The organism is Paenarthrobacter sp., assembly GCF_031180005.1.
In the GTDB taxonomy this organism is placed as follows: Bacteria; Actinomycetota; Actinomycetes; order Actinomycetales; family Micrococcaceae; genus Arthrobacter.
This window is the reverse complement of sequence record NZ_JAPSHI010000032.1, coordinates 1-16,640: the sequence shown is the minus strand read 5'-3', so window position 1 is coordinate 16,640 and position 16,640 is coordinate 1. Positions and strand designations below refer to the sequence as shown.

Annotated in this window: 10 protein-coding genes; 9 read left to right on the top strand and 1 reads right to left on the bottom strand. The window is 60.2% G+C overall.

Going from position 1 to position 16,640, the window contains the following annotated elements; genetic code table 11:
• From RIF72_RS17635 to RIF72_RS17610, 6 genes are all read left to right on the top strand, one after another.
• On the top strand, positions 1–480 hold the full coding sequence (locus RIF72_RS17635; RefSeq protein ID WP_309076130.1) for a ribonuclease domain-containing protein: 480 nt from the start codon (positions 1–3) through the stop codon (positions 478–480).
• An 8-nt stretch (positions 481–488) separates the two neighbouring features.
• On the top strand, positions 489–848 hold the full coding sequence (locus tag RIF72_RS17630) for a barstar family protein (RefSeq protein WP_309076129.1): 360 nt from the start codon (positions 489–491) through the stop codon (positions 846–848).
• A gap of 349 nt (positions 849–1,197) precedes the next feature.
• Positions 1,198–1,524 (top strand): hypothetical protein, encoded by a 327-nt coding sequence (locus tag RIF72_RS17625; protein ID WP_309076128.1) that lies wholly within the window; start codon positions 1,198–1,200, stop codon positions 1,522–1,524.
• 140 nt (positions 1,525–1,664) lie between these two features.
• Positions 1,665–2,561 carry a hypothetical protein gene (locus tag RIF72_RS17620; protein WP_309076127.1) on the top strand — a complete coding sequence of 299 codons (897 nt, stop codon included), beginning with the start codon at positions 1,665–1,667 and terminating at the stop codon, positions 2,559–2,561.
• A 164-nt stretch (positions 2,562–2,725) separates the two neighbouring features.
• Positions 2,726–3,766, top strand: a complete 1,041-nt coding sequence (locus RIF72_RS17615) for a hypothetical protein (RefSeq protein WP_309076126.1) — start codon at positions 2,726–2,728, stop codon at positions 3,764–3,766.
• A gap of 59 nt (positions 3,767–3,825) precedes the next feature.
• A complete protein-coding gene (locus tag RIF72_RS17610; protein ID WP_309076125.1) occupies positions 3,826–5,781 on the top strand; it encodes an ATP-binding cassette domain-containing protein in 1,956 nt (651 codons plus the stop codon).
• 119 nt (positions 5,782–5,900) lie between these two features.
• On the opposite strand, the gene glgP is transcribed toward RIF72_RS17610, so the two are convergent.
• Entirely contained in the window at positions 5,901–8,525 is a 2,625-nt protein-coding gene (gene glgP, locus RIF72_RS17605; protein WP_309076124.1) for an alpha-glucan family phosphorylase, read from the bottom strand.
• Positions 8,526–8,650: 125 nt separating this feature from the next.
• Between glgP and RIF72_RS17600 the strand changes: the two genes are divergently transcribed.
• The 3 genes from RIF72_RS17600 to RIF72_RS17590 are packed head-to-tail and all read left to right on the top strand — an operon-like array spanning position 8,651 to position 16,192.
• Positions 8,651–10,738 (top strand): alpha-1,4-glucan--maltose-1-phosphate maltosyltransferase, encoded by a 2,088-nt coding sequence (locus RIF72_RS17600; RefSeq protein WP_309076144.1) that lies wholly within the window; start codon positions 8,651–8,653, stop codon positions 10,736–10,738.
• Positions 10,738–12,534: a maltose alpha-D-glucosyltransferase gene (gene treS, locus RIF72_RS17595; RefSeq protein ID WP_309076123.1), complete on the top strand. Its 1,797-nt coding sequence runs from the start codon at positions 10,738–10,740 to the stop codon at positions 12,532–12,534. The genes RIF72_RS17600 and treS overlap by 1 nt, the downstream gene beginning before the upstream one ends.
• Position 12,535: 1 nt before the next feature.
• Positions 12,536–16,192, top strand: coding sequence for a 1,4-alpha-glucan branching enzyme (locus RIF72_RS17590; RefSeq protein ID WP_309076122.1), 3,657 nt, complete (start codon positions 12,536–12,538; stop codon positions 16,190–16,192).
• The last annotated feature ends 448 nt before the right edge of the window (positions 16,193–16,640 follow it).

Sequence of the window (16,640 nt, the reverse complement as noted above, 5' to 3'; positions counted from 1 at the left end):
ATGAACCGCAACCGCAGCAAACTGGTGGCCTTCGCAGGGCTGGTGATTGCCGTCGTCGTGCTGGTGGTCGCGATGGTGGGCGGCGGCTCACTGACGACGCAAAGCACGACGCCGGCACCTGGCTCCACGGCAGCGTCACCAGCTGCTGCCGTTACCAATCCGGCAGCTGCTAGCCCGGCTGTTGACAACCCTTCCACGCTGCCCTCCATCAATGCTTCGCAGTTGCCCAAGGAAGCGCGTCAAACCCTTGCCCTGATTGCGAAGGGCGGCCCCTATCCCTATGACCGGGACGGCGTGAACTTCGGCAACTTCGAGGGTTTGCTGCCTAAGAAGTCCGGCGGTTTTTACAAGGAATACACCGTGCCCACACCGGGGGAGTCGGACCGGGGTGCCCGCCGGATCATCGTGGGCAAGGACTCCGCCAAGTACTACACCCCTGACCATTACGAGTCGTTCATGTTTATCGTCGAAGGCAAATAGAGGAGCCCATGAAAATCTACTCCGCGGACACCTGGACTCTCGAAGAACTGCAAGAGCAGATCTCCGACGCCGGCCGCCGCACACTTCTGGTCCCGCCGGCAACCACAAAGCAGGCAGTCCTCGAGGTCTTCGGTCAGGTCCTCGATTTCCCTGAGTACTACGGCGTGAACCTCGACGCCCTGAACGATTCCCTGCACGACTACGCTGATGCCCTCTCGGAGGATGATGGCAGCCCCGTCACCATGATCTGGCAGGTCCCCGCGGCCTACCGTACGGACCGGTCCTTCGGCGTCGTCTGCGAAATCCTCCAAGACGCAGAGCGCTACGCAGGCCGGGACCTGGCAGTCATCGCGGTCTTCGAGAATTAGTCGGGCCAGCGGGCCCTAACTGCACCGGCGTCCTACCCGTGTGGGCACGCGCCCGAAGAGGCAACTTCATTGGCTGGTCTTACGGGCAGCTGAGATGTAATCAGCGTTGGTTTCCCACGTGAGCTATGACTACCGCCGAAATCCGCTTAAGTGGTGCTTGCAACTTAATCGTGACGCGAAACATTGAATATTTCTATATCCTCTCGGATTATTTCAAGAACTTGAAATTAAATGAGTCGAGCGATACGTTTTTCGCGAGGCGCACTATCTGCCTGCCACTTGCGTATTGGGGAACACGCGGAGTTAATTGCTGGCCTCAAGTCGCACCAGCCTAAATGAGGACCAAGATATGAAAAAACTCACACGGGCCGCTGCTGTCATTGCATTGTCCACTGCTGCACTTTTTGCTGCGAGTCAGTCTGCGAATGCCAGTATTTTCTATGACAACAATAACTACAGCGGCGCTACGTACGGAGCCGACAATTCGACTTGGATGGGATCGTTTGACAACAAGGCAAGTTCGGTAAAGAACTTCGGCTACTACGTAACTTGGTGGGAAAACATCAACTACGGCGGTGCTGGATTCGGAAGCGCTAACGATTACAGCGCCATGGGTTGGTACGTGCCCTTCCTGGGAACGTGGAATGACAACATCAGCAGTTTTCACCGTGGCTAAACATAGCATGCGCTTCGATTAACACTACCTGAGCGCGGTTGTGCTTTGACCTGCCGACTAAAGCTTCGGCAGGTCAAAGTTGCTTTCCGGGACAGGCCCGGGTACCCAATCGAGGCACAAAAAAAGATTGGACGCGAAAAGTGTCGATAAGAATTGCCGAACGACGGGCACGCTGGAATAGCTACATCGCTCCCGCTCTTGCCATAGGCGTAACCCTGGCTATCTCATCTTGTTCCGGAACTCCGGATGCATCAATCACGCCGGATCCATCTGGGAAAGTGAAGCTGGATTATGAGAACTCCCTGGTAATTTTCCCAGTTGATGTATATAGAATTTCGGCCAGTGATCGCTCGCAAATTCTCCTTGCGAGAGAAGTCGTCATGACTACATGCATGAAGAAATTTGGCTTCATAGATGATCCGAATGCAGCTTATCCAAAGGCGGAAAATCGGAACTTCGGGGTGTGGAACGTTGACCGTGTGAGGCAGTACGGCTTCCGGCTTATTGGAGAAGACGGTCCATCGAACCAGAAGCATGATGAGGCAGGCGAGTGGGGGGACGCCCGATATGAGTGTCTCGCCAGCGAAAAGAGCAGGATCGAAGAAATCACTCCCCCCGACGATCTGATGAATGGCGGGGCAGCGGCTGAGATCGCGTTGAAAAGCCTCAGCATGGCATCAGAAACTGATGCTTGGAAGGATGCCAAGGACAACTGGGACAAGTGCATCTCAGCGGCAGGCTTGACGCCGGAGCGGGACGCCGATAAAGCCAAGTGGTCGAGCCAGCAGTCCTTTGACCTGCAGATGAGGGCAGATCAGCAAAACCCGTCGACATCGGATGCCGCCGAGGGCATCCGAATCGCTACGGTTGAGGCCGAATGCAATCAAAAAGTCCGGCTAACCCAAACGCTTGGTGATATTCAGGCAAGCTACCAGCTGCCCCTCATCAGACAGAACGAGGCAGTTCTTACTGAACTCAAGAAGAAGAGCCAGAAGTACGTGGACGTCGCTCAGAAGTTCTTGAAAGAGACGCAGTGATCCATAAACAACCTCGGCAGGGGGCGGCAGCCGTCGGCTTATCTCGAATCTCGCGACGGTGGCTTGTCGTCCTGTTGGCAGTCACCGCAGCCATGTCCGCCGGAGTGGGCTTGCTGGCTGGAGGAATCTTTGGTCGTTCAGAGATCATTCGGCCAGAGGACTCGATGGCTGACGTCCCGGTCTATGCAAAGGTTGAGAACCGCATCGTCGATGACCGTCTTGCATTCTCCGGAGTTATAAAATCCGGCCCGGCAGTGCCAATCCAGATCGATCTGGAGGGACAAGAACCGATTGTCGTGCGCCAGACACTTCAGCCTGGGGAGGCCCTAAAATGGGGCGACTTGGCTGGTGTAGTCTCTGGCAAGCCCTATTTCGTGCTGCCAGGTCCGCTCCCGTTGTATCGTGATCTCTCACTAGGCGATGAGGGAGATGACGTCTCGGCTTTGCAACGGGCGCTGATGCAGGTGGGGTATCTCTCTTACGAAACTGGTCGCATGGACAGCGCAACCATGGAAGCTGCATCCTCGTTCTTTGCTAGCGAGGGATTCACCTTGAGCAGCGGAAGAAAAACTGCCGTGAAAAATCATCAGGTCGAACCTAGTGCTACACCCGAATCCCCTGCACTAGACGACTCGAAAACCCCTGAGGTGACGATCCCGTTCAGGCAACTGATAGTCCTCCCCGTCGCCAGTACGACCGTCGTCTCCTCTCTGGAGGTAGGGCAGAAGGTTACGGCCGAAAGCCCTCTCGCCAGGTTCCAGGCCGAAGACAACTTCGTCGAGTTCATCGCTGAGGTCCAGCAGGCTGGATTCCTCAAGACTGGGCAGGAAGTCTCTGTCAGGGTCGTTGAGAAGCTAGTGACGGGACGGATAACTTCAGTAGGTCCATTCACGGATGTGGGGAATGGCCAGCGTGCGGGACATGCCGTGATGGTGGAGCCTACGAACAAGGCAGATCTTGCCCTATTGACTCCCAACCTAAGCGTCACTGTGGCTGGTCAGGGTACTGCGGAGCAGGCCCTCGCTGTACCGTTATCTGGCATTCGACAGGATGCCGAAGGGACCTACGTTCTGAGAAGCTCGCCGGACGATAGAGCTTCGAAGGTGTCTGCAACGCGTGTCCCTGTAACGGTTCTTCGGTCAGGGGGAGGTTTCGCCGCAGTCTCTGGCGACCTCGCCCAAGGAGACGAGGTCCAAATATCGTGACGGTTTTACGATCGAAGCGACTAGCTGGTACTGCGGAATCTACGGACTCGGATGACGCATTGGCCATCAGCCTGCAGGGAGTTTCCCGCACCTTTCCCGGCGCCGAGGCTCCGGCTCTATTGGACGTCTCACTGGCTATTGAATGCGGTGAGTTCGTTTCCATTGTGGGCCCTTCAGGCTCTGGGAAATCGACACTTTTGAACATCATGGGCTTGTTGGATAGAGCAAGCTCGGGGAGTCTCGCTATTCGTGGGCAAGCCGTCGAGACCGCATCGGAACGAAGCCTTGACATGGTGCGGCTGCATCGGATTGGGTTCGTTTTCCAGTCCTCGAACGTCATCGGTGACGACAGTGTGATCAGTAACGCAGCAATCGGATTGCGTGTCCAAGGTGTGCCGATGGATGAACGGGCCGTGGCTGCCTTGGACGCGCTGGAGTTCGTTGGGCTGGTGCATAAGCGCAAGGTCCAAGCGAAGCTTCTCTCAGGCGGTGAGCGACAACGACTTGCCATTGCACGAGCGATTGCGACGCACCCGCAGATCATCCTTGCCGACGAACCGACAGGCAATCTTGATTCCAACAACAGCAGTCGGGTCATCGAATACCTTCGGAAGCTCAACTCCGGAGGCGTCACGGTGATCATCATCACCCACGATTTGGATGTGGCGAATCAAACAGATCGCCAGATTGAAATCCGGGACGGTCGAATCAGCCGTGATGTCCAGGACAATTCTCACATAAGACGGAATCTTATGGTCCCGTCCGCCCCAGAGGCTCTCGATGCATCAAGCCAGCAGACTTGCGTATCCCGCATCGCGCGCTCCCTACTGGATGATTGGGGCGATGCATTTACCGCCCTCTCCGCTCGTGCTCTCCGAACAATGCTTCTTATCACCGCGTTCGCGATTGCTATTGGCGGGATGACGGGTGCCCTTGGCATCAGTTCGACCACTTCGAATGCCATAAATAATCGGCTGGCAATCGCGTCACAGGATCGGCTGTCCATCTCCGTCGGAGGCGGACCTGCTGTGCTTCGAGACGATTTCGATGGACTTCGGTCCGGGGTAGATCGAATCGCCAGCCTTCCTCATGTAGTTGGCGCATCCTATGTGTACTCAGCTGTACCGGCAGACGTACGTATTACGCGAGTTGGACCCACCGACCTGGAACCCGAAACACCTTTGTCACTTCATTCCTCCTCGAAGACCTACTTCAATGACTTCGACATGCAGCTAATTCCCCACAACAGCCGAAGTGCCCTCGACGACCCAGGAGCGGGTCCTCTCGCAGTAGTCTCGACCAAGGCAGCAATTGCGCTCGACGTCCCGTACAGCAAGCAAACCGGACCGTCGACAGGGGCGAGCATTTGGATCAATGACCGACTTGTACCGGTTGTTGGCGTATTCGACCCCGGCTCAAATTTTCCTGAGTACACTAACTCCGTATTCGTGGATGCCAGTGTCATGAGTGCTGTCTCCAGAGCAGAACTAAAAATTCAAGTTCGAACCGAAAAGGGCTTCTCCGCTGCGATCGCGCGAGTAGCTCCGCTGGCATACTCGCCGAGCGACCCAGGGAAGACAAGGGTAGACGTCACGGCCGATATTCAGGCGATCAGGCAGGGCGTCTCAAATGATCTCGGGTCACTCATCGCGTTGCTGTCCCTTGTCCTGATGCTCCTGGCTGTCATCACTGCGGCGTCCGCGATGTACCTGACCGTTCAGAACCGATCGGAGGAGATAGCGCTGCGACGAGCGATCGGTTCAAGTCGATGGCTAATTTGCCGCTCCTTTATCTTGGAGGGCCTAATCGTGGGAATTACAGCAGGTTCACTCGGCGGCATCATCGGAAACTTGACCACGCTTTGTGTCTCTTGGATCCAGACCTGGCCGCCCGTGTTGCCCCCAGAGCTTTGGCTGGTTGGACTCTTCCTCGGGGCGGCCACCGGCATTCTAAGCGCCATATATCCTGCATGGGTCGCCAGTCGTAAAGATCCCGCTATTGCCATTCGCGGCTAGAGAATGAGGGTGAAAAGGAGTCATGCTGCCCTGAGCCAGCCCTCGACGTCGCTGGCCCGCTTATCCGTTGTTGGGCAACAACGGAACAGCGGGCCAGGAACGTCCCGGAGGACAAAGGTCTAGGCGTTCGCGATCAACCCCAGCTCAGCCTTGGAAGCCAGCGCAGAGTGTTTCGGGAACACGCGGACGGTGTAGCCGAAGGACCCTGAGCGGTTGATCACCAGGGAGCCGCTGAACAGGTGGCGTCCGCCGCCGAGGTCTTCCAAGGAGTCCAGTTCGGCCACCACGATGTCTTCGAGCTCGTCGGTGTCTTCCGCGCGGCCGAAAGCCACTTCCACGGAGACATCGTCCGGGGTGAGGTTGTTGAGGGCCACGTAGGCGTTGACCTGGAGTGAGTCGCCTACCTGGGGTTCCTCGGAGACTCCCACAGAGTCAACGTGTTCCACCGCTACCTCGGGCCAGGCGTTCCGGACCTTGGTGGTCCAGGCCGCGAGTTCCTTGGCTTCCTTGAAGGACTCGGCAACAGCGCGCCGCCCGGACACAGCGGCCGGGCAGTAGAGGTTGTTGACGTAGTCGTGGAGCATGCGTTCGGCCGAGACTGCGGGGCCAAGGTTAGCCAGGGTGTGCTTGATCATGGACACCCAGTGCGTGGGCACGGTTTCACGGCTGGATTCGGACGGTCCTGCTGCTCCGGCGCCTTGGGCAACGGTGGTGCCGTAGAAGCGCGGTGCCACCTGGGTCTCCAGCAGCTCGTAAAGTGCGGAGGCCTCAATGTCGTCGCGTTCCTCGGAGGATGCATTGTTGTTGGCCGTGGGGATCGCCCAGCCGTTCTCGCCGTCGTACATTTCGTCCCACCAGCCATCTAGGACGGAGAGGTTGAGCGAGCCGTTGATGGCGGCTTTCATGCCGGAGGTGCCGCAGGCTTCCAGCGGCCGGAGGGGGTTGTTGAGCCAGACGTCGCAGCCGGGGAACAGTGTCCTCGCCATGGCGATGTCGTAGTTGGGCAGGAACACGATCCTGTGCCGGACTTGGGGGTCGTCCGTGAACTTGACCAGGTCCTGGATCATTTTCTTGCCGGCGTCGTCTGCGGGGTGGGACTTGCCGGCGATGACCAGCTGGATGGGGTGTTTGGGGTCCAGCAGCAGGGCCTTCAAACGGGCAGGGTCGCGCAGCATGAGCGTGAGCCGCTTGTACGTGGGCACACGCCGTGCGAAACCGATAGTGAGGACGTCGGGGTCCAATACGGAGTCGGTCCAGCCGAGTTCGGCATCGGCAGCGCCGCGCTTCTTCCATGAGGCCCGGAGCCGGCGTCGAACGTCTTCGATGAGTTGTGCCCGGAGCTCCCGGCGGAGGGCCCAGACGTCTTCGTCGCTGACGTTGTACGCCAGGTCCCAGCGCCCAAGGGCTTCGGCTTCCGCGCCGAACTGGTTTCGTGCCAGGGAGGATATGCGGGGGTCCACCCACGTGGGGACGTGGACGCCGTTGGTGACGGAGGTGATGGGGATTTCGGAGTGGTCGAACCCCGGCCAGAGACCGGCGAACATTTCGCGGGAGACCACACCGTGCAGCTTGGCCACACCGTTGGCACGCTGCGCCAGGCGCAGGCCCATGACTGCCATGTTGAACACGGACGGGTTGCCGCCGTCGAAGTTCTCGCGGCCGAGTTCAAGGATCCGCTCGGTAGGCACGGCAGGCGCCAGGCCGGCTTCAAAGAAGTGCTTGATCTGCACGGTCTCGAAGCGGTCGATGCCGGCGGGTACGGGAGTGTGCGTCGTGAAAACAGTGGACGCGCGGCCGGCGGCGAGGGCCTCGTCCCAGCTGAGGGGCGAGTTGGCGTCGGACATGGCTTCCTGGATGCGTTCGATCCCCAGGAACCCTGCGTGGCCTTCGTTGGTGTGGAACACTTCCGGAGCGGGCGTGCCGGTGAGCTCCTGGTAGATGCGCAGCGCCTTGACGCCGCCCATGCCCAGGAGGAGTTCCTGCTGGAGACGGTGGTCGCCGCCGCCGCCGTACAGGCGGTCGGTGATGCCGCGCGCGGCTTCGTCGTTGGAGGGGACGTTGGAGTCCAGCAGCAGCAGCGGAACGCGTCCGACGTCGGCACGCCACACGTGTGCGTGAAGCTCGCGGCCGTTGGGCAGTGGGAGGGAAATGTGGACTGGCTTGCCTTGGGCGCCGTCCTTGGCCGGGTGGCGCAGCAGCGTCAGCGGCAGGCCGTCAGGGTCCAGTACAGGGTAGGTTTCCTGTTGCCACGCGTCGCGGGAGAGCGACTGCTTGAAGTATCCCGCCTGGTACAGAAGCCCGACGCCGATCAGCGGCACGCCGAGGTCGGAGGCGGCCTTGAGGTGGTCGCCGGCGAGGATGCCGAGGCCTCCTGAGTACTGCGGGAGTACTTCGGTGATGCCGAATTCGGGGGAGAAGTACGCGATGCAGGCCGGGGCGTCTTCGCCGAGGCCTTGGTACCAGCGCGGTTCGCTGAGGTAGCGGTCCAGGTCGGCTGCGGCGTCCTGCACACGGTTCACCAGCTCGCCGTCATTCGCGAGGTCCTGCAACTGTTCGCGGCTGATCGACCCCAGCAGGGCTATGGGGTCGTGCTGCGATTCCTCCCAGAGAACCGGGTTAAGGCTCGCAAAAAGTTCCCGTGTGGGCCGGTGCCAGGACCAGCGCAAGTTAGTTGCCAGACGGGCCAGGGGCCTGATGGGCTCGGGGAGGACGGTACGGACTGTAAACCTTCGAATAGCCTTCACGAGCGCCACACTAACGGACTCACTTGGCAGCCGGAACTGGATTGGGTTTCTTTTAGGTAAAAGTCATCTTGCGTCAAGGAGATAGGTCGTGTGCTTAGCATTCTGTGAGCTTTGTCGCTAACGTCGTGCTTGTGACGAAAACCGTGCGAACCATCACCGCTCTGAAATCCAAGACGACTACGGACATCACCGAGGGACTTCGCTTCGGCCGGTTCCCCATCACGGCCGTGCAGCCGGTGGTTGAGGGTGGCCGTTTCCCGGCGAAGGCCTTGCCAGGCGAGGACCTGGTTGTCGGCGCCACGGTCTTCCGTGAGGGCCACGACCAGCTCGGCGTCTCGGCTGTGCTGCTCGATCCCAGGGGCAAGGAGCGTCAGCGAGTCCGCTTGACCCCCGCCCAGGGCGAGCAATGGAAGGGCCTGGACCGCTGGGAGGGCCTGATCACGCCCACCGGCACCGGTGCCTGGTCCTTCGTCATTGAGGCCTGGCATGACCGGTACGGCACCTGGCACCACAACGCCGAAGTCAAGGTAGGGGCCGGCATTGACGTCGAGTTGATGCTCGCCGAAGGCTCTGCCCTCCTCGCGGAAGCCGCAGACGACGACGCCGGACGCAGCGCCGTGGAGAAGCGCACCTTGCGTGCCGCTTCCGTCGTGCTGGCCGACACCACCAAAACTGCCGAGGAGCGCCTTGGCGCCGGCTTCAGCCCCCAGGTGCTGGCCGCCGTCGGACGCGTTCCGATCCGTGAACTGGTGACCGTCTCGGAACGATTCCCGCTGCAGGTGGAACGCGACCTCGCAGGCCGCGGTTCCTGGTACGAGTTCTTCCCCCGCTCAGAGGGTGCCGTCCTGGATCACTCCACCGGTGTGTGGACGTCCGGCAACTTCCGCACGGCAGCCAAGAGGCTCGATGCCGTGGCGGACATGGGCTTCGACATCATTTACCTGCCGCCCATCCACCCGATTGGTTACCAGCACCGCAAGGGGCGCAACAACACTCTGACGCCGGGGCCGCAAGATCCGGGTTCGCCGTGGGCCATTGGTTCCAAGGACGGCGGACATGATGCCATCCATCCGGAACTGGGGACGTTTGAGGACTTTGATGCGTTTGTGGCGCGCGCCAACGAGCTGGGACTCGAAGTTGCCCTGGACCTGGCGTTGCAGGCAGCTCCGGACCACCCTTGGGTGACGTCCAACCCTGAATGGTTCACCACGCGCGTTGACGGTTCCATTGCCTATGCAGAGAACCCGCCGAAGAAGTACCAAGATATTTATCCCCTGAACTTCGACAACGACCCGGCCGGTCTCTCCAAGGAAATCCTGCGGATCGTCCAGCTGTGGATCAGCCACGGCGTCAAGGTATTCCGCGTGGACAATCCCCACACCAAGCCTGTGTGGTTCTGGGAATGGCTGATCGGCAAGATCAACAAGAAGAACCCCGAGGTTGTTTTCCTGGCGGAGGCCTTCACACGCCCGCCGATGATGCATGCTTTGGGCCGCGCAGGATTCCAGCAGTCCTACACCTACTTCACCTGGCGGAACACCAAGACCGAGCTGGAGCAGTACTTCCAGGAGGTCAGCCACGAGACCGCCGCGTTCTTCCGTCCGAACTTCTTCGTGAATACCCCGGACATCCTCACCGAGTACCTGCAGTACGGTGGCCCGGCCGCGTTCCGCATCCGGGCTGTGTTGGCCGCTACCGCGAGCCCGCTGTGGGGCGTCTATGCCGGTTATGAGTTGTACGAGCACGTGGCCCGCCCGGGCGCCGAGGAGTACATCGACAACGAAAAGTACGAGTACAAGGCGAGGGACTGGGAAGGCGCTGCTGAATCAGGGCGCACCCTGGCGCCCTACATCACCAGGCTCAACACCATCCGCAAGGACCACCTGGCCTTGGGTGATCTGCAGAACCTGACGCTGCACAGCAGCACCGACGACGCAACGATTGTGTACTCCAAGCACAAGACGCTCCCGGACGGCACCAAGGACACCTTGATCATTGTGGTCAACGTGGATCCCCACAGCACCCGGGAAAGCACGGTGTCCCTGAACTTGGCGGCCCTGCAGCTGGACCCCTCGGACTTCAACGAGGACGGCCGCTTCCGGGTGGACGATTTGATCAGCGGCCAGAGCTGGGAGTGGGGCGAGCACAACTACGTCCGGCTGGACGCCCACGTTGAACCGGCACACATACTGAGCATCCGGAGGCAGCCTTAGTGAGTTTTTCTCCGCAGAACCCGAGCCAGTACTTCACTCCGAAGAACACCTTCGAGTTGAACGCCCCAGGTCTCCAGCATGATCCGCACTGGTACCGCAAGGCAGTCTTCTATGAGGTACTGGTGCGGGCCTTTGCGGATGCCAACGGGGATGGTTCCGGCGATTTCCACGGCCTGATCGAGAAACTGGACTACCTCCAGTGGCTGGGTGTCGACTGCTTGTGGTTGCCGCCGTTCTTCCATTCCCCGTTGCGCGATGGTGGTTACGACATCGCAGACTACACGTCCGTGCTGGACGAGTTCGGCACCATCAGCGACTTCAAGCGACTGGTTGCCGAGGCCCACGCCCGTGGCGTCCGGGTGATCATCGATCTGCCTTTGAACCACACCTCGGACCAGCACCCGTGGTTCCAGGAGTCGCGAAAGGACCCCACGGGCCCCTACGGCGACTTCTATGTGTGGAGCGATACGGACGAGAAGTACCAGGACGCACGCATCATCTTCGTTGACACCGAAGAATCCAACTGGACGTTCGATCCCATCCGTCGCCAGTTCTTCTGGCACCGCTTCTTCAGCCACCAACCGGACCTCAACTTTGAGAACCCCAAGGTCATTGAGGCGCTGTATGACGTCATCCGGTTCTGGCTGGACCAAGGGATTGATGGCTTCCGCGCGGACGCCATTCCCTACCTGTTCGAAGAAGACGGCACCAACTGCGAGAACCTGCCCGCAACACATACCTTCCTTCAGGATCTTCGCAGGATGGTGGACTCGAACTACCCCGGCAGGGTGATCATTGCTGAGGCAAACCAACCTCCGCATGAAGTGGTGGAATACTTCGGCACCGAGGAAGCCCCGGAATGTCACATGGCTTTCCATTTCCCCATCATGCCGCGGCTGTACTACGCCTTGCGGGACCAGAAGGCCGCTCCCATCATCGAGACCCTGCGAAACACCCCGGAAATTCCGCAGGGTGCACAGTGGGGGACTTTCCTGAGGAACCACGACGAACTGACATTGGAAATGGTGCCCGCGGAAGAGCGCGCCGCCATGCTTGGCTGGTATGCCCCGGATCCCCGAATGCGGGCCAACATCGGTATCCGCCGGCGTTTGGCGCCGCTCCTGGATAACTCCCGCGCCGAGATCGAGCTCATCAACGCGTTGCTGCTTTCCCTGCCGGGGAGCCCCTTCCTGTACTACGGGGATGAGATCGGCATGGGAGACAACATCTGGCTCGACGACCGCGATGCCGTCCGTACCCCGATGCAATGGAACCCCGATCGCAACGCCGGCTTCTCAGGGGCTGACCCGGGCAAGCTTTACCTTCCGGTCATACAGTCGCTGGTTTACAACTACAGCATGGCCAACGTTGAGGCCGAGGCCGCGCACTCCGGTTCGCTGCTGCGCTGGACCCGCCAGATCCTCAGCGTCCGGAAGAATCACCCGGTCTTTGGCTTGGGCGGCTTCCGGCATATCGAGGCGGACCATGAGGTGGTGCTGGCCTACGTCAGGGAATTGCCGCCTGGCAACCCTGAAGGAGAGGACGGGGAGACCATTCTGTGCGTTTTCAACCTCTCCCAGCACCCCGTGGCGGCAACGTTGGACGTGCCTGAGTTTGCGGGCCGCGGCCTGCGCGATATTTTCGGCGGCCAGCCTTTCCCGGCCGTCGGCGACAACGGTCTGTTGACCGTGATGCTGGGGAGCCACAGCTTCTATTGGTTGCGGGTCCGCTCGGCATTTTCGAATCCCTCGTCGCCTTTTACCCAGGCGATTCCCGTGGTGACCTCCAAAGGATGAGATGAGCAAGGAAAACTTGAACCCCTCCGTTGAAGGACTTCTCCGGAACTGGTTGCCAGGCAAGCGCTGGTTCCCGGTCAAGAGCCCCGACTTCGCCCTGGAGCAGGTGGGCGGCTTCAGACTGCCGGATACCGGCGGAGAGACCGCGCTTGAAGTTGTGCTGCTGGCCGTGACACACAGGACTGCCGACGGCGGTTCGCGGACCGACGTCGTCCAGGTTCCGTTGAGCTTCCGAAGCAAGCCTTTGGCGGATGCTCCTACAGCTTTGCTGGGCGAGTTTACGGATCCTGACTTGGGGCTGAGGCTCGTGTATGACGCCGTCTACGATGCGGATTTTGTCACTGCCTGGCTGGAACTTATGCGCAGTGAAGGGAAGGTGGGCAGTGCCCAGGGGCACCTCACGCGTGGCCGTGTGGCACTTCCGAACAAACCCACCTCCGTCAAGGTCCTGTCCGGCGAACAGTCCAACACATCCGTCATTATTGACGACGGCGATTCGGCAGCGATCGTCAAGATCTTCCGGGTGCTCGCCGCCGGCAAGAATCCCGAAGTTGAACTAGGTGCCGCCCTGACAGCAGCCGGAACCAGCGAGGTTCCTGCGACGCTCGGCTGGATTACCGGCTCGTGGGAGGGGCCGCCGTCGAATGGTTCCATAGCGGCCACGGGCGAGCTGACTGTAGCCCACGAATTCCTCGTCGGAGGTCTGGATGCCTGGCGCATGGCCGTAGAAGCAGCAGCCGCCGGCAAGGACTTCACGGCAGAAGCCCGCGGGCTCGGCGCTGCAACCGCCACGGTTCATGCCAGGCTCGCAGAAACCTTTGGTACCCAGGACGGGCAAGAGCAGGGCCCGGACATCATCGCCACAGTAGCCCGGCGCGTCCGGGGCTCGTGGGCGGAAGCTTCATCCGCCGTCGGGCCTTATGACGACAACCTCGATGAGCTGCTGTCGGCCCTGGATCCCGGCGACGTCGTTCAACTGCAGCGCGTCCACGGCGACCTCCATCTGGGGCAAATCCTGTTGGTTCCCGGCGCTGAGGGGCAGCCGGGACGATGGGCCATCCTCGACTTTGAAGGTGAACCGCTCCGGACCATCGATGAACGCAATACTCCTGACCTGCCCCTGCGGGACGTCACGGGCATGCTGCGTTCATTCGACTACGCAGCCGGTGCGGCCACGCGCGAAAACACAAAGGCCGTGGTGCCTGAGACCTGGGTAGATGACTGCGCTGCCGCATTCCTGGAGGGTTACAGCGAAGTCACCCCGGGAACCATAGACCGCCGCTCGCCGCTCTTTGTGGCATTGTGGCTGGACAAGGCCTTATACGAGGTTGTTTACGAGTTGCGGAACCGGCCCGACTGGCTGTCGATCCCGGTGAACGCATCACGACGAATCCTCGACAACACAAGCCGCGGCAAGCATGCGGCAGCTACAGCGGAAGGTAATGACATGACTGGCTCAGCACGCACCGAACGGCCCCGAGTTCCCCTGCACGTGGACACCGAGACCTTGGAACGTGTGGCCGCCGGCGCTTACCACGCGCCGCATTCAGTACTTGGCGCGCACTTGGACGATCATGGCCACGTCACTGTCCGTACAGTGAAACATCTGGCAAAGTCCGTGGTGGTTGTGACGGAAGCCGGCCGCACGGAAATGACCCATGAGGCCCACGGCATCTGGGCTGCGGTCCTGGAACCGCTGCAGGCCGGCCATGTTCCGGACTACCGTTTGGAGGTGGTGTACGACGCCGACCCCGTCACCATCGATGACCCCTACCACTACTTGCCTACCGTGGGCGAGGTGGACCTGCACCTGATCGGTGAGGGGCGCCACGAGCGCCTCTGGGATGTCCTCGGCGCACACGTCCAGCACTACCGCTCCGCGTTGAGCGAGGTGGACGGAGTCTCATTCGCTGTCTGGGCCCCGAACGCCCAAGCCGTCCGCGTGAAGGGCGACTTCAACGGGTGGGACGGCCGCTCCCATGGGATGCGTTCCCTGGGTTCCTCGGGTGTATGGGAACTCTTCATTCCGGGCGTTGTAGCAGGGGCGTGCTACAAATACGAGATCCTCACCAAAGCCGGTCACTGGGTAGAGAAAGCCGACCCCTTGGCTTTCGGCACCGAGGTTCCGCCGCTGACTGCTTCACGTGTGGTTGACGCCAGCTACCGGTTCAAGGACGCGGAATGGATGAGTGCCCGCGCCCAGAGGGACCCGCACAACTCGCCGATGAGCGTTTACGAAGTCCACTTGGGCTCCTGGCGGCTTGGCCTTGGCTACAAGGAACTCGCCAAGGAACTCGTGGACTATGTGAAGTGGCTTGGGTTCTCCCACGTTGAGTTCATGCCAGTCGCGGAGCACCCGTTCGGTGGTTCGTGGGGTTACCAGGTGACGTCCTATTTCGCGCCCACCTCACGATTCGGCCACCCGGACGAGTTCCGGTTCCTGGTGGATTCGCTCCACCAAGCCGGCATCGGCGTCCTCCTGGACTGGGTACCCGCACACTTTCCCAAGGACTCTTGGGCGCTGGCCCAGTTCGACGGCCAGCCCCTGTACGAGCACTCAGACCCCGCCCTGGGCGAACACCCCGACTGGGGAACCCTGATCTTTGACTTCGGACGCAGCGAGGTCAGGAACTTCCTGGTGGCCAACGCGCTGTATTGGCTGGAGGAATTCCACATTGATGGCCTGCGCGTGGATGCCGTGGCCTCGATGATCTACCTGGACTACTCCCGTGAAGAAGGGCAGTGGAGGCCCAACAAGTTCGGCGGCCGCGAGAACCTTGAAGCCATTTCCTTTATGCAGGAAGTCAACGCCACCGTCTACAAGTCCCACCCCGGGGCAATCATCATCGCCGAGGAATCCACGGCCTTCCCGGGTGTCACGGCGCCCACCAACCACGGCGGGCTGGGCTTCGGGCTCAAGTGGAACATGGGCTGGATGCATGACTCGCTCAAATACATCTCCGAAGACCCCATCAATCGCAAGTGGCACCACGGCACCATCACTTTCTCCATGGTCTATGCCTTCACTGAGAACTTCCTGCTGCCCATCAGCCACGACGAAGTAGTTCACGGTAAAGGCTCCATGCTTCGAAAGATGCCGGGCGACCGCTGGCAGCAGCTGGCAAACCTGCGTGCGTTCTTTGCCTATCAGTGGGCGCACCCAGGCAAGCAACTGATCTTCATGGGTACGGAGTTCGGCCAGGAAGCCGAGTGGTCCGAACAATACGGACTGGATTGGTTCCTTGCTGACATCCCTGCGCACCGCGGACTGCAGCTTCTGGTCAAGGACCTCAACGAGCTCTACACGTCCACGCCGGCGCTTTACCAGCGGGACAACGAAGCCGGCGGCTTCCAGTGGATCAATGGCGCAGATGCCGATCACAACGTTCTGACTTTCATCCGTTGGGATCAGGATGGCAAGCCGTTGGTTTGCGCAGTGAACTTCTCCGGCGGTCCGCATAAGGACTACATCCTGGGTGTGCCGGCAGCAGGGGAGTGGACAGAAGTTCTGAACACCGACGCTGAAACGTACGGTGGCTCGGGAGTTGTCAACGCTGGGGCCTTGAAAGCTTCAACGCCCGGAACTGATGGCCAGCCGGCAGCTTTGACTGTCACGCTTCCCCCGCTTGGGGCTTCCTGGTTCACACCGGCTGAGTAGTTTCATAGGACAGGGGAGGGCCCGAAGCTCTGGCTTCCGGGCCCTCTTCCGTCTGCTTGCTAGGACGTTCCGCCCGTGTTTCCGGGGGTTTTGCTTGGCCCAGGGAGCGTGTCGCTGCCGGGCTTTGCCATCTCGGGGAAGTAGGGGTATAGTTAGTACCCGCGCTGGTCCCCGAGTGGAGATCGCCCCGCAGACAAGATACCGCAAGGAAAAATCAAGTCATGCTGGCCGATTTGACTCTGAGAGATCCAGCCGGTAAGTTAGAAAAGTTGCTCCAGAGCGATCCAGTGAAGGCTGGTGGTACTGCTTTGGAATAGTGACCTGTTGTTTGAGAACTCAATAGTGTGCCAAGTTTGTTGATACCGATTGTTTTTCAATTGGTTGAAATTATGGCTGGATCATTATGCACCCCCGTGTGTGGTGGTCTGGTTTTCAGCTGGTTTCGAAT